The 13193-nt window shown below is 49.3% G+C and carries 15 protein-coding genes; 7 read left to right on the top strand and 8 right to left on the bottom strand.

Annotation, left to right across the window (positions count from 1 at the left end; all coding sequences use genetic code 11):
- The first annotated feature begins 47 nt into the window (after window positions 1–47).
- Window positions 48–1511, top strand: coding sequence for a sodium:alanine symporter family protein (locus L0B52_RS06630; RefSeq protein WP_235063945.1), 1464 nt, complete (start codon window positions 48–50; stop codon window positions 1509–1511).
- Between the two features lie 173 nt (window positions 1512–1684).
- Window positions 1685–2554 carry a DMT family transporter gene (locus L0B52_RS06625; RefSeq protein ID WP_235063944.1) on the top strand — a complete coding sequence of 290 codons (870 nt, stop codon included), beginning with the start codon at window positions 1685–1687 and terminating at the stop codon, window positions 2552–2554.
- An 84-nt stretch (window positions 2555–2638) separates the two neighbouring features.
- Here the strand turns inward: L0B52_RS06625 and L0B52_RS06620 are convergent, their stop codons facing one another.
- From L0B52_RS06620 to L0B52_RS06610, 3 genes are all read right to left on the bottom strand, one after another.
- On the bottom strand, window positions 2639–3373 hold the full coding sequence (locus L0B52_RS06620) for an FKBP-type peptidyl-prolyl cis-trans isomerase (protein WP_235063943.1): 735 nt from the start codon (window positions 3371–3373) through the stop codon (window positions 2639–2641).
- Between the two features lie 63 nt (window positions 3374–3436).
- The gene (locus tag L0B52_RS06615) at window positions 3437–3922 is read right to left on the bottom strand and encodes a hypothetical protein (RefSeq protein WP_235063942.1); all 486 of its coding nucleotides are present in this window, start codon (window positions 3920–3922) and stop codon (window positions 3437–3439) included.
- Window positions 3919–4380: a universal stress protein gene (locus L0B52_RS06610; RefSeq protein WP_235063941.1), complete on the bottom strand. Its 462-nt coding sequence runs from the start codon at window positions 4378–4380 to the stop codon at window positions 3919–3921. Before L0B52_RS06610 ends, L0B52_RS06615 begins: the two co-directional genes overlap by 4 nt.
- A 93-nt stretch (window positions 4381–4473) precedes the next feature.
- Between L0B52_RS06610 and L0B52_RS06605 the strand changes: the two genes are divergently transcribed.
- A complete protein-coding gene (locus L0B52_RS06605) occupies window positions 4474–5742 on the top strand; it encodes a YihY/virulence factor BrkB family protein (protein ID WP_235063940.1) in 1269 nt (422 codons plus the stop codon).
- A gap of 25 nt (window positions 5743–5767) precedes the next feature.
- Here the strand turns inward: L0B52_RS06605 and L0B52_RS06600 are convergent, their stop codons facing one another.
- The 5 genes from L0B52_RS06600 to cysS are packed head-to-tail and all read right to left on the bottom strand — an operon-like array spanning window position 5768 to window position 10770.
- Complete coding sequence (locus L0B52_RS06600; protein ID WP_235063939.1) at window positions 5768–6424, bottom strand: thiamine diphosphokinase; 657 nt, start codon at window positions 6422–6424, stop codon at window positions 5768–5770.
- Window positions 6424–7131 (bottom strand): class I SAM-dependent methyltransferase, encoded by a 708-nt coding sequence (locus tag L0B52_RS06595; protein ID WP_235063938.1) that lies wholly within the window; start codon window positions 7129–7131, stop codon window positions 6424–6426. Before L0B52_RS06595 ends, L0B52_RS06600 begins: the two co-directional genes overlap by 1 nt.
- A complete protein-coding gene (gene purF, locus L0B52_RS06590; RefSeq protein WP_235063937.1) occupies window positions 7131–8651 on the bottom strand; it encodes an amidophosphoribosyltransferase in 1521 nt (506 codons plus the stop codon). Before purF ends, L0B52_RS06595 begins: the two co-directional genes overlap by 1 nt.
- Window positions 8652–8706: 55 nt before the next feature.
- On the bottom strand, window positions 8707–9366 hold the full coding sequence (locus tag L0B52_RS06585) for a nuclease-related domain-containing protein (protein WP_235063936.1): 660 nt from the start codon (window positions 9364–9366) through the stop codon (window positions 8707–8709).
- Window positions 9367–9384: 18 nt separating this feature from the next.
- On the bottom strand, window positions 9385–10770 hold the full coding sequence (gene cysS / locus L0B52_RS06580) for a cysteine--tRNA ligase (RefSeq protein WP_235063935.1): 1386 nt from the start codon (window positions 10768–10770) through the stop codon (window positions 9385–9387).
- Window positions 10771–10836: 66 nt separating this feature from the next.
- Here cysS and L0B52_RS06575 point away from each other — a divergent pair, with 66 nt between their 5' ends.
- From L0B52_RS06575 to L0B52_RS06560, 4 genes are read left to right on the top strand one after another with little or no spacing between them, the layout of a single operon-like run.
- Window positions 10837–11415: a peptidylprolyl isomerase gene (locus L0B52_RS06575; RefSeq protein WP_409202291.1), complete on the top strand. Its 579-nt coding sequence runs from the start codon at window positions 10837–10839 to the stop codon at window positions 11413–11415.
- Window positions 11412–11906: a peptidylprolyl isomerase gene (locus L0B52_RS06570; RefSeq protein ID WP_235063934.1), complete on the top strand. Its 495-nt coding sequence runs from the start codon at window positions 11412–11414 to the stop codon at window positions 11904–11906. Before L0B52_RS06575 ends, L0B52_RS06570 begins: the two co-directional genes overlap by 4 nt.
- A 54-nt stretch (window positions 11907–11960) precedes the next feature.
- Complete coding sequence (locus tag L0B52_RS06565) at window positions 11961–12704, top strand: UDP-2,3-diacylglucosamine diphosphatase (RefSeq protein ID WP_235063933.1); 744 nt, start codon at window positions 11961–11963, stop codon at window positions 12702–12704.
- On the top strand, window positions 12704–13177 hold the full coding sequence (locus L0B52_RS06560) for a CBS domain-containing protein (RefSeq protein ID WP_235063932.1): 474 nt from the start codon (window positions 12704–12706) through the stop codon (window positions 13175–13177). Before L0B52_RS06565 ends, L0B52_RS06560 begins: the two co-directional genes overlap by 1 nt.
- Window positions 13178–13193: the final 16 nt, after the last annotated feature.

The following is a 13193-nucleotide window of genomic DNA, read 5'->3' as shown; positions in this document are numbered from 1 at the left end:
ACTGTTATATTGCCGCCTTTCTATTAGAACCATACAGGAGAGTGACCATGGCGGATTTCATTGCCTCAATCCATGGATACGTCGATATCGCAAACGGACTACTTTGGGGAAAAGTACTGATTGTATTATTGATTGGTGCAGGTCTGTATTTTTCAGTTCTCACCCGTTTTGTACAAGTACGTATGTTTGCGCACAGCATTGGCCTAATCAAACATAGCCGTAGTGGTGGTGGCTTAGAGCACGGTGTGTCCTCATTCCAAGCGCTGGCAACTTCCTTAGCCGCACGCGTTGGTACAGGGAACCTCGCAGGGGTTGCGATCGCGATCACTCTTGGTGGCCCAGGGGCCGTATTCTGGATGTGGATTACCGCTTTGGTCGGCATGGCAACTGCGTTTATCGAATCGACCTTAGGTCAAGTCTATAAAGTGGCTGGTGAGAAACCCGGACAATTCCGCGGTGGACCAGCTTATTACATCGAGCGTGGACTGAAGCAACGCTGGTTAGGGATTGTGTTTGCGATTTGTCTGTTGATCGCATTCGGCTTTGCCTTTAACGCCGCACAAGCGAACACCATTGCCGATGCGCTCAATGAAACCATGGGCTGGGACGTTAAATGGATCGGTATTGGTTTGGTGTTACTCGTTGCGCCGATTATTTTCAGCGGTGTACACCGCGTTGGGCAAGTATCTGAAGTGATCGTACCGTTGATGGCCTTAGGCTATATCTTAATCGGCATGTTTATCTTGATCACCAATTTGGACAAAGTGCCGGGCGCATTAATGGTTATCTATAAGAGCGCATTTGGTTTGGATCAAGCCGTTGGCGGCTTTTTCGGTGGCCTGGCTGCTGCGATGCTTAATGGTATTAAACGTGGTCTATTCTCTAACGAAGCCGGTATGGGTTCTGCACCAAATATTGCCGCAGCCGCAACCACTGTGCCAAAACACCCAGCCGTGCAAGGCTTTATGCAAATGTTTGGTGTGTTTGTTGATACGCTGCTGATTTGTACCGTGACCGCTGTGATCATCATCCTTGCTGGCCCAGAATATTATGTAGCCGAAGGCGTGAAAGGTATTACACTGACGCAAAATGCACTGTCATCATTTATCGGCAGCTGGGGCGCACATTACATCAGCATCGCACTGTTCTTCTTTGCTTTTACCTCTGTGTTAGGTAACTATTCTTACGGTGAATCGAATATTGCTTATATTGCTGGTGAGCGAAACGCTAATGTAGCGGTGATTATTTTCCGTTTCCTCGTACTCGGCGTGGTTTATCTCGGTAGTGTTGCTGACCTATCGCAAGTCTGGGCTTATGCTGATCTCGCGATGGGTATGATGGCTGTGATCAACTTGATTGCGATTCTCTTGCTCGGTCATCTGGCGCTACGTGTACTCAAAGACTACGAGCGACAAATCCAAAGCAAAGGGATTATGCAACTCGATTTCAATCCAGCTAACTTCCCAGTGATTGGCAAAGGGGTTGATCCAAAAGCCTGGCCAACGCTCTAAACACTGGCCTCTGCCAAACAAGCCCCAGCCATCGGTTGGGGCTTTTTCGTTGATCGCCGCGCGCTAGGCAAAGCAGCCGCACATCACTGGGCATTTTGGCGTATCATAGACGCGTTTTTATTGATAAATCATCCATGTCACACATTCATCGTCCGCTTCAAGGAGCGCTATGGATGATGACGGCCGGCTTAACGTTTGCCATCATCAACACCTCCTTACAATACCTCGGCATCAATCACCAGATTAACTCTGGCTCGGCTGTGCTCTATCAATACGGCATCGCCTTATTGCTATTTGTGCCGTTAATCAAAAAAGGCGCGATTCGCACCGCGATGAGCTCTGATTTTCGCCTGTTACACGTGTTACGCGTGGGTGTGTCGGTCATTGGCATTCAATTATGGACTTGGGCGCTCGCCTATCCTGTACCGATCTGGCAGGGGATTGCGCTACTTATGACCTCGCCCCTATTTGCCACCATTGGCTCGGGCTTATTACTGCGCGAATCAGTCAGCACCGTCCGCTGGTTCGCCACCTTAGTTGGTTTTGCCGGCGCAATGCTGATTTTAGAGCCTTGGTCAGATGCGTTTATGTGGGCGAGCTTACTGCCATTAGGCGCGGCCTTTTTTTGGGCATCAGCATCGCTGCTGACCAAATTTACCGTCAGCCGCGACACCCCAACCACGATTGTTTTTTATCTTTTAGTGCTTATGCTGCCGTTTGACCTGATTTTTGGCCTGCCACATTTGGTCGTACCCAATACCTGGCAGCCATGGACATTACTCATCTTAATCGGGATGCTGACCGCCATCGCTCAATGGGCGATTGCTAAAGCGTATTCAGTGGCTGATGCATCGTTTGTCCAGCCTTTTGACCACGCCAAGCTTCCGTTAAATGTACTCGGTGGTTATCTGGTCTTTGGCTGGGTACCGCCGGGTCAATTATGGATCGGATCAGCGATGATTATCACTGCAGTCGCCTTTGTGACCCATTACGAGCGACGTCGTAACCCGATCGAAGTCCTTTGGGAAGAACACGATAAATAACCTTATCCCTGCTTCATTCATCGCTTAAAAGGTATAAAAAAAGCGGTGGTTTAACACCGCTTTATATCGATCACGAATAGACGTTTATTTCGCCGCTTCTTCGCTAACTACTTCTGCATCCGCTTGCACTGAGTTAACTGAAATCAGCTCAACGTCAAAGACTAAGGTTGCATTTGGTGGCACTTGCGCACCCGCACCATTTTCGCCATAGGCTAAATTTGATGGGATAAAGAAGGTATATTTGCTGCCTTCTTTCATCAACTGCAAGCCTTCTTGCCAGCCAGAGATGACACGATCCAGGGTAAAGCTAACCGGCTCACCGCGCTCATAAGAGCTATCAAAAACCGTACCATCAATCAAGCGACCTTCGTAGTTCACCGTGACGTCAGAAGCTGGATCAGGTTGTGCCCCTTCGCCTTCTTCAAGCATTTTATACTGCAAACCAGACTCGGTAACTTCTACGCCTTCTTTCTCTTTGTTTTCTGCTAAAAAGGCCTCACCTTCTTCGCGGTTTTTCTCAGCAATTTCGGCAACTTCTTTTTCCATTTCTGCCATGCGTTCTTCACCAAAAGCCTTAATCGCGCCTTCCATCTCTTCAGGTGTCAAAGCCAGGTCTTCACCTTTATAAGACGCACTAAGACCAGCAGTCACTGCCTCAATGTCGATGCTGCCGCCACCAAATTCCTGTAGCGATTGCCCCATATCTGCACCAATCGCATAACTGGCTTTTTGGGTATTGTTGTCTAAGCTGAGCGCATTGGCTGCACTCATGGTAGCGGCCAAGGCTACTGCCGCGCTTAATCGCATCGTATAATTCATTATAGGCTCCTTGTTAATTAATGAATTCGTTGCGCAGTATGGCATACTGCGCTGTTCACTACTTTAAGATTGCGTAATCAGCTGCTCATCGTGCGTGAGCATATTTCGCTCAACTAACCATGCTCGAGCGTCTGCAGCGTCTCCTTTCAACCAAGCTTGCACACTGCCCTCACGGTAGCTGTAACCCCAGGCATTCATATCATCGAGCATACGCTTGCGGCCAACGCCTTCTAACTGCTCAGCGAGCAAAATCTGCACATAATTGACTGCACATTCTTCCAAAACTGTCCCACCAGCATCAGTATGCAAGCCAGCGCGACGCGCCTCATCCATACAAATCCAATGCCCGGCTTCATGGAGTGCAGAATGCACCGGTGTATCGCGACGGATATAGAGCGTATCAGTAATCAAACCGGCCTCTGGCTCGCCCCAATACGTGCCGGGAATCGCCGCGCCATCGGCAACTAAGCTGACGCACAAACCAAAACGCCCGAGCAATTGCTCAAGCGCTTTGAGGTTGATTTCAGCCATTAATTGGACGTCGCTCAACTTGGCTCGCCTAAATAAACCACCAGCACATCACAATCCACACCGGGTAAAATATCATCAGCTGTAGCGCCTAATAATGAGGCAAGCCCTGTGCGTTTATGGCGACCAATCACAATCAAATCAGGATGGTTATTTTCAACATAATCCAAAATACCACGACGCGTTGAGAGCGCGGTTTCGATGTTAATATCGGCTGTTTCAATACCGTGGCGATCAAGCAAAGCTTGGATTTTTCCCCTCGCATCACTCACCATTTCCATTTCGTTGCCCACTGGGACAATTGGCACAATCTCATAACCAGCGGTGAGCACCGTTTCTTCCACCACATGTAGCACACTCATCTGCACACTATCCGCTGCGCGAATAACTGCAGTGGCGCGATCAGCCACCAAATCACAATCATCACCTAAATCAGTGACCAACAATACGTGCTGATATTTGCCTTTTTGCGTTACCATCGTAACCTCCGTCAGGATAAATAGAGCACCTTTCACTCAAGAAAGGATTACTTTATTATAAACCTTGTTTAGCACATTCTGCAGGAGACTTTTATGGTGGGCATCAATGAGACATGGCAAAAGTGGTGGCAGGAGCGCGGCCCTATCTCATGGCGCTGGGCTAAATTCTACCCTTTTGCCCTGTTGCGTGCCTACACCAAAGAACGCCTGCCGAGCGAAGCGCAGGCGATGGTTTATGTCACCTTACTCACCTTAGTGCCCCTGCTCGCGGTTGCCTTCTCTTTACTTCGTGGTTTTGGTGTCAATGGCGTGATTGAGCCTTGGCTGCGCAATATGTTCGAGCCCATGGGCGATGCCGGCAGTGAAGTAGTCGATCGCCTGATTCAATTCGTCAGCCAAACCAGTGCCGGCGGACTTGGCATTGTCGGGGTAGCAGTTTTATTTATCTCAGTGATCAACCTTGCACAGAAAATCGAAACCACGCTGAATCGTATCTGGCGGGTGGAAAACGAACGTGCACTTAAAGCACGCATCAGCGGCTATGTTAGCGCGGTGTTGCTCGCGCCATTATTAATTGGCGCAATCATGTCGACGATGCTCGGCATGAAAGACGCCGCGTGGCTGCAACCTTATCTTCATCTACCAGGCGTCGGTACACTATTTAGCTTGCTCACCGGACTACTGCCTATGGTGATTGTTTTTCTCATCATGGCGAGCAGTTATGCGTGGATCCCTAACCGCAGCGTGAGTCTCAAAGCAGCCTTTACCGGTGCAGCATTCTTCTTGTTGCTTTGGTATCCGGTCTCCTGGCTATTCAGCCGTTTTATTGCCGGCTCTGCGAACTATTCTGTGATTTATTCGAGCTTTGCAAGCATGATCATTTTGCTGCTTTGGTTATATTTCTTATGGCTATTATTCATCATGGGCGCGAAAGTGGCGAGTTTAATCGACCTCCCAGATGCGCTCTCACCGTACGATGAACACGAATGGTACGCCGATGAGCAAATGGCGCTCGGCATCGCCGTGATGACCGAGATTGACCACCGCTTTGCCCATGCCGAAGAAGCACCGAATATTGAGGAATTGAGCAAAAAGCTCCACAGCTCACCGCAAAAAGTCAGCTTCCTGCTCGATCGCCTGCATCAGGGCAAACTGATTCGCGCCACAGACGACAGCCCTGCGCGCTATATGCTCAGTAAAGCACGCAGCCTCTACACACTGCGCGACATCTACCAAGTGCTGGCCATGCCAAAAGACACCGTCAACCTCAATCGAGGAGCCTTTGCTGAACTCGAGCGCAATATGATCGCGCAAATGGATATCCCATTGATGCAATGGCAAGAGACGACGAAAAATAGCTAAAGCAGATACTTAAAACAGCAAGCCATCATTTATTGGCTAGGTGATCGATCGTTAGCGCATCCAATGGTGCGTTAATGATGACCAGCCCATCGCCGCTGTGCCAGCCAATGTCGATATTCGCTTGGGTATTATGGTTGCGGCTGGCAAGCGCACTAAATGGCTCTATTCCTGCTTGTGGTGCTGGCCAGGCCAGCCCTTCGTAGTGCACATCACGCAGTGGGGTTAGCGCAAAGACGCTGATCGTACTGCCTAGGGCGAGTTCTGCGCACAAATGAGCGTGCGCTGGTAAAAAAATCACTTGCTGCGCGCGACCCCAAAAAACCGCCGGCAAGCCAAAATTCGGTAAAACCCAAAGGTTGGCGAACACATGATCAAGCTCATCGCCAAAGCCGCCGACAATGCTTAATTCCTTCGTCTGTGGGTAATCGCGGCGCACCACAGACAGCGCCAGCTCGCCATCGGTTGCGTCTTTATTTTGTGGGTGGCGCTGTTGCGGGATTGCTGCGTATTGACAGAGCAACGCTTCATCAGTGCTGTCAAAATCGCCAATCCAACAATCGGGCGTCACAGCCAAACTTTGTGCATGGCGTATACCACCATCAACCGCCACCACACGATCTTGCGCGGCCACCTGCCATTGTGGGCGCGCGTAATCACCAGCCAGGAGTAACCATGTGCGCATTAGGTGTGTCCCGGTAAATAAATATCGTAGCGCGTGTTTGGGGCGTTTAGACTGTGATGTGGCGCCATATCGCCAACAAAAGGCGCACCTTGCGGGCGCTTAACCACCACACGCTGCATGGCCACCTTGCGCGCCGCTTCTAATAATGCACCACCATCGCTTTCTTCGCCACCAAGCAGCACGTGTAGTGCCTGCATGTGTTTTTTCACCTTGGCCTGTTTGCGTCGCTCAGGAAACATCGGGTCAAGATAAACTGCATCGACTTCACTAGGCAAAGCGACACGCCCGTCATCATGCACCAAGCTCAGGCGTGAAGCCACCTCACTCAGCGCTGCATTGGCTTGCGCTTGATCGAGCGCTTGTTGGAGTAAAAAAGCAAGATAAGGATTACGCTCAATCATCGTCACGTTAAAGCCACGATAGGCGAGCAACCAGGCATCGCGCCCCCAGCCAGCGGTTGTATCGGCAATCGTCGCACCCGTGAGCCCTTTAAAGGCTTTAGGTAAGTATTCTTTTCCCCCACGAAACCGATAATATGCATCGGCAAAATCGATGCTTAGCGGTGGGTAGCGCTGCTGTTTGTCGTATAAGGCATAAGCGCCGTCAGCGTATAAGCGCAGATAATGATCTTGTGGCACGTCATCGACGCTATCCACGCTATTTTTTGCCTGTGACGGCGCTTGTCCGACAAACCAGCAATCAGTCATCAGTCGTTAGCGTTTTGCATATCAATTGGCTTGTTGCCAATCGGGCTGACGCGCGCACCTTGCCCCGTTTTACGCTCTTCAAGAATCCGCGCGAGATACGCCTCATCAATATCGCCGGTCACATAACAGCCGTTAAATACCGAACAATCAAATTCATCAGGCAGACAATGGCGCGTTTCTTTACACGCATCAATCAAATCACCCAACGTCTGATAAATCATTCGATCGGCGCCAATCGCTGCCGCCACTTCCGCTTCTTCGCGCTGGTAGGCGATCAACTCTTCGTGGGTTGGCATATCGATACCATACACATTTGGAAAACGCACTGGCGGCGCGGCTGAAGCAAAATACACTTTTTTCGCACCGGCATCACGCGCCATTTGAATAATTTGCTCGCTGGTCGTCCCGCGCACAATCGAATCATCGACCAACAACACATTTTTATCACGAAACTCCAAATCGAGCGCATTAAGCTTTTGGCGCACCGATTTTTGTCGCAGCGCTTGTCCTGGCATGATAAACGTACGCCCGATATAGCGGTTTTTCATAAAGCCTTCGCGGAATTTAACCCCTAAAGCATTGGCTAATTCAATCGCTGAACTGCGGCTGGTATCAGGAATCGGGATCACCACATCAATGTCATGTTCCGGCCATTCACGTAATATGCGTTCGGCGAGTTTTTCGCCCATGCGTAGACGCGCTTTAAACACGTTAATTCCATCAATCGTCGAATCAGGACGCGCAAAATACACGTATTCAAACAGGCATGGTGCACGACGCGTTTCTTCAGCGCATACTTGGGTGAATAATTCGCCTTCTTTAGTGATCACCAATGCCTCACCCGGCTCAACATCGCGTACCAAGCGATAGCCTTGAGTATGCAGGGCGACGCTTTCTGAGGCGACCATATACTCTTTGCGTCCATTGGCATTTTCACGTACACCAAAAACCAACGGGCGAATACCGTTCGGATCACGGAACGCCACCAAACCATAATCGCTAACCAGCGCCAAAACCGCATATGCACCACGTATGCGTTTATGCGTTTGCGCGACGGCATGGAAAATCATCTCAGGATTCGGGCGCAGTTGCTGCTGAATTTGCATTTCATGAGCGAACACATTGAGCAGCGCTTCGGAGTCTGAGCGGGTGTTGATATGGCGCAAATCGCTGGCGTAAATTTCTTGGATGAGTTCGCTGGTATTGGTCAAGTTGCCATTGTGTGCCATAGCAATGCCATAGGGGGAATTCACATACAGCGGCTGCGCTTCGGCCGCACTCGATGTACCGGCGGTCGGGTAACGAATATGACCGATCCCATAATGACCGACCAAGCGTTGCATGTGTTTTTCGCGAAACACATCACGCACCAGACCATTACTCTTACGCAAGTAAAAATGTCCGTTATCGCAGGTGACAATCCCTGCCGCATCTTGCCCACGATGTTGTAACACCGTCAGCGCATCGTAAAGTCCTTGATTGACGTGTCCTTGTCCTACAATCCCGACAATTCCGCACATAAATGTCGCCGCCCTTTGAGTAAAAGACGCATTATATCAAGGTCAGCGCCGTTGACTAGAGATGCTTGCGATGTTTATCGCGTAAATGCGATACATGTTTACGGTGTGTTTCACGACTTACTTCAAGACGTTCTTTATTTAATATCTGGCACGCCTGCTGAACCTGTTCATCACTCAGTAATCGCTCTTGGAATGACCGGATATACGCATCGAAATTTTTTAAAGTGCATACGTTTTTGGGTAATTCCGTTTTAAACGTTGCACTGCCAGTAAATACAATGACTGAATGAAAAGTAGTCTCGGCAATATTTAAACAAGCCTCGAGTGCTTTAATGTGGCGATAATTTTGGCGTAGCGGGTTTTGAAAGCGTGATTTGCGCCCACGAAGTGTTTGTGTCCAGTATTTATCTGAAGCACGCGCAAAAATCCAACCTTGATAATTCTTTGTTTCAACAACAAAAATACCAAATGGTGAAACATAGACATGGTCAATCTGGGTTGTACCTGATGCATCTGCCAATGTTAGGTTGTGAAAAGGTCTATAGGTGCCAGGGGGCAGCGTTTTGACCGCTTTCTTTTCTACCCATTTTTCGCCAAACCAGCCTTTAACACCTGGTAATTTAAGAATTGCCACAATGAGTAACAAAGGTAAGAACCACAAAAAAGGTTTTAGCCCTTCAACAAGGGTCGCTAGAAACTCAAAATTAATCATCATGACGCCTTCTATATTTTATTACTGATACCGCCACTCTGTGCCCTCAGGGGTGTCTTTAATCAGCACGCCTTGTTCAGCGAGTGCATCACGAATAGCATCGGCTTTTGCGAAGTCTTTCGCTTGTTTGGCTTGTTGGCGTTCAGCAATCCGTGCCTCGATGGTTTGTGCATCCAGGCCATCAGATTGTTGTTTGCCTTTAATCACTTCTGCAGGGTCGCGGGTTAATAAGCCCAAGCGACTGCTTAAAGCGCGCAAAGTCGCGGTCAATATGGCTGCCTCATCACCAGTGGCTTTATTCAAGGCGCGCGCCAAATCAAACAACACCGAAAGCGCTTTTGGGGTATTAAAATCATCATTCATCGCCGCATCAAAATCTGCCACATAGCGGGAATCAGCATCCAGCGAACCTCGCTGCTCAGCATACGGCGCTATAGCGGCATACAGTCGGCTTAGCCCTTTTTGTGCTTCGCGCAATCCCGCATCACTATAGTTCAGCGGCCCACGATAATGGCTGGCGAGCATAAAATAACGAATCACTTCGCCGTCGAATTGCGCTAGCACATCGCGCACGGTAAAGAAATTGCCCAGCGATTTAGACATTTTTTCGTTATCGATTTGCACAAAGCCATTATGGATCCAGTAATTAACACTTTTGTGTCCACAAGCGGCGTCACTTTGCGCGATTTCACATTCGTGGTGCGGGAATTTCAAATCCATACCGCCACCATGAATATCAAATTGAGTGCCAAGCTGATGCGCGCTCATCACTGAGCATTCAATATGCCAGCCCGGGCGACCTTCACCCCAAGGTGACGTCCAGCTAGGCTCATCAGGCTTCGCGCTTTTCCACAGCACGAAATCGAGCGGATCACGCTTATCTTCATTGACATCGATGCGTTCACCGGCGCGCAAATCGCTGATTTTTTGATTCGCCAATGCACCATAGCTCGCAAACGAATCAATCGCGTAATACACATCGCCCTGTGCGCCAACATAGGCATGGCCTTTGTCAATCAGCGTAGCAATCATCTCAATCATCTCGCTGACATATTGTGTGGCGCGTGGTTCGTGATCAGGCAACAAGCACCCCAGCGCTTGCTCATCTTCATGCATCGCATCGATAAAGCGCTCAGTAAGGGTTGCAATCGATTCGTTATTTTCGCGCGCACGTTTGATGATTTTATCGTCAATATCGGTGATATTACGCACATAATTGAGCTCATATCCGCTGTGGCGCAGGTGCCGCGCGATCGTATCGAACACCACCATGACCCGCGCATGGCCAATATGGCAATAATCATAAACGGTCATTCCGCAAACATAGAGACCTATTTTGCCGCTAACCAACGGCTGAAAAGGTTCTTTTTTTCGGCTTAAGCTATTATAAAACTGCAATGCGCTCATGGTGGCTCTTTTCATGGGTGTAAACTCTGTTAGTATAAGTCCTCTTTAAGCAGAGGCAACCCTCACATGCGTTATCTGATTTTTTTTGCCGCCCTTGTGCTCAATCCAGCGTTTGCCTCACCGTGGGCGACGATGACAACCAATCAAGGTGCGATCATTATCGAACTCAATGAAGACCAAGCGCCGGCAACGGTCGATAATTTTCTGCGCTATGTTGAAGATGGGTTCTATGAGGGCACCATTTTTCACCGTGTGATCCCAGGCTTTATGATTCAAGGCGGCGGCTACGATAGTGCTTTACGCGAACAAGCCACTCGTGCGCCGATTGCTAACGAAGCACATAATGGCTTGAGTAATGCGCGTGGCACGATTGCCATGGCGCGCACAGCCAACCCCCATTCCGCCACCGCGCAGTTTTTTATCAACTTGGTCGATAATGCGTTTTTAGATAAAGGCGCAAATGATCCTTATGGTTATGCCGTATTCGGTCAGGTGATTGCCGGCATGGATGTGGTCGATGCCATTAGCCAAAGCAAGACCGGCGCTCAGGCGCCGTTTAGCCAAGACGTCCCGCGCACCCCAATTATCATTAAATCGATAGAAATTAACGAAACCAACCCAACTTTACAGGAGAACCCAGCATGATTCGTTTTCATACCAACCACGGCGTGATTGACATTGAGCTTGACCATGAGCACGCCCCAAATACCGCACGCAATTTCCAAAGCTATGCCGAAGAAGGCTTTTTTGATGGCACGATTTTTCACCGCGTCATCCCAGGCTTTGTGTTACAAGGCGGCGGTATGCTGCCGGGATTGAAAGAGAAATCTACCCGCGCACCGATCGAGAACGAAGCCGATAACGGTCTTAAAAACGAACGTGGCACGCTATCGATGGCGCGCACACAAGACCCACACTCAGCAAGCTCACAATTTTTCATCAACTTAGTCGATAATGACTTTTTAAACCACAGCGGCAAAACGATCAGCGGCTGGGGTTATGCCGTATTCGGTAAAGTCGTTGCCGGGATGGATGTGGTCGATGCGATCGCCAAGGTCTCGACCGGACGCTTTGCCGGACACAGCGATGTGCCTAAAGAAGATGTGGTGATCGAGCGCAGCGAAATCGTTTCTTAAGTAGCAATACCCGTGTTGGCAAGCCATAAGCTTGTCAACACAGAGCAAAAGCCCATGCACACTTATCCTGCCGATGCCACGCTCTATTTTCTCGCTGACAGCCATTTAAGCGACACACAGCCTGAGATTAATGCTGCGTTTATTGATGCGCTTAGCGCGTTAAAAGATAGTCCGCCTGATGCGCTTTATATTCTTGGCGATTTATTTGATTATTGGTTAGGTGATGATCTAGCGAATCCATACCAGCAAGAGATTGCGGCAAAAATTGCCGAACTCGCTGCCTATTGTCCGATTTATTATCAGCACGGCAACCGCGATTTCTTGCTTGGTGAGGCGTTTGCCGCGTGCTGCTCGATGAGTCTTCTCCCTGAACGTGAAGTGATCGAAGCAGGTAAAGAGCGCATCCTGATCGAACACGGCGATTTATTGTGTCTTGATGATGTCGGCTATCAACGTTTGCGTCGCGTGCTGCGCAGCAAGATCACACAAGGCCTGTATCGTCTGCTACCTAAGCGCGCAAAACAAAGTATCGGGGCACGGTTGCGCCAGGAAAGCCGTGAACGGGGGGCGTTAAAACCCGAGCAGATAACCGATGTTCAATCGCAGGCGGTTCATGACACCATGCGTGATTATGGTGTCACCACCCTTATTCATGGACATACCCACCGCTGTGCAAGCCATAAAGAAGAGAAAGGGATGCGTTATGTGTTGGGAGATTGGCATCCTTGCGGTATGATGTTACGTTATGCTAACAATCACATGAGTTTTGTTTCATCCAATCAACTGAGGAATTGCTGATGAGAAGTACCTGCCGCGATATCATGACCGCAAACCCGACTACGTTGCACCCAGATCAAACGCTCTATGAAGCGCTTGCGGCGGTTCACCACAGCGGTAAACGCTATCTGTCGGTGGTTGATGAAAATGGCTATTTTGTCGGCATCTTTTCCTCGATGAACCTACTTCGTGCACTTTTACCTCGCTCCATTTCGATCAACATGGGGCGCAAAATGGTTGATCTTAATTTCATGAAAACCAACGTCGAAGAACTACAAGAAATGCTCGACAAGATTGGCCATGAACCGGTCAAAGACCATTTGATTAACCGTAAAATTCCGACATGTTCGCCTGATGACTCGATTATGGAAGCAATCTTCTTGCTCCACCAGCATCATGCGCATGTCATTGTTGCCGAAGAAGACAGCCAACGTTTTCTCGGCATCATCAGCATCAATGGTCTGCTTGATCACGTCAAACCTCAATCCACCTAATTAGCTAGTTTTCATC

The sequence above is a fragment of the Suttonella sp. R2A3 genome, from assembly GCF_021513215.1.
Lineage (GTDB): Bacteria > Pseudomonadota > Gammaproteobacteria > Cardiobacteriales > Cardiobacteriaceae > JAHUUI01.
This window is presented reverse-complemented; position numbering and strand designations above follow the sequence as displayed.

What these genes read in the sequence shown, in the direction of transcription:
- L0B52_RS06630 (WP_235063945.1), top strand. Translation starts at nt 48, where the DNA reads ATGGCGGATTTCATTGCCTCAATCCATGGATACGTCGATATCGCAAAC.
- L0B52_RS06625 (WP_235063944.1), top strand. Translation starts at nt 1,685, where the DNA reads ATGATGACGGCCGGCTTAACGTTTGCCATCATCAACACCTCCTTACAA.
- L0B52_RS06620 (WP_235063943.1), bottom strand. Translation starts at nt 3,373, where the DNA reads ATGAATTATACGATGCGATTAAGCGCGGCAGTAGCCTTGGCCGCTACC.
- L0B52_RS06610 (WP_235063941.1), bottom strand. Translation starts at nt 4,380, where the DNA reads ATGGTAACGCAAAAAGGCAAATATCAGCACGTATTGTTGGTCACTGAT.
- L0B52_RS06605 (WP_235063940.1), top strand. Translation starts at nt 4,474, where the DNA reads ATGGTGGGCATCAATGAGACATGGCAAAAGTGGTGGCAGGAGCGCGGC.
- L0B52_RS06600 (WP_235063939.1), bottom strand. Translation starts at nt 6,424, where the DNA reads ATGCGCACATGGTTACTCCTGGCTGGTGATTACGCGCGCCCACAATGG.
- L0B52_RS06595 (WP_235063938.1), bottom strand. Translation starts at nt 7,131, where the DNA reads ATGACTGATTGCTGGTTTGTCGGACAAGCGCCGTCACAGGCAAAAAAT.
- purF (WP_235063937.1), bottom strand. Translation starts at nt 8,651, where the DNA reads ATGTGCGGAATTGTCGGGATTGTAGGACAAGGACACGTCAATCAAGGA.
- L0B52_RS06585 (WP_235063936.1), bottom strand. Translation starts at nt 9,366, where the DNA reads ATGATGATTAATTTTGAGTTTCTAGCGACCCTTGTTGAAGGGCTAAAA.
- cysS (WP_235063935.1), bottom strand. Translation starts at nt 10,770, where the DNA reads ATGAGCGCATTGCAGTTTTATAATAGCTTAAGCCGAAAAAAAGAACCT.
- L0B52_RS06575 (WP_409202291.1), top strand. Translation starts at nt 10,837, where the DNA reads ATGCGTTATCTGATTTTTTTTGCCGCCCTTGTGCTCAATCCAGCGTTT.
- L0B52_RS06570 (WP_235063934.1), top strand. Translation starts at nt 11,412, where the DNA reads ATGATTCGTTTTCATACCAACCACGGCGTGATTGACATTGAGCTTGAC.
- L0B52_RS06565 (WP_235063933.1), top strand. Translation starts at nt 11,961, where the DNA reads ATGCACACTTATCCTGCCGATGCCACGCTCTATTTTCTCGCTGACAGC.
- L0B52_RS06560 (WP_235063932.1), top strand. Translation starts at nt 12,704, where the DNA reads ATGAGAAGTACCTGCCGCGATATCATGACCGCAAACCCGACTACGTTG.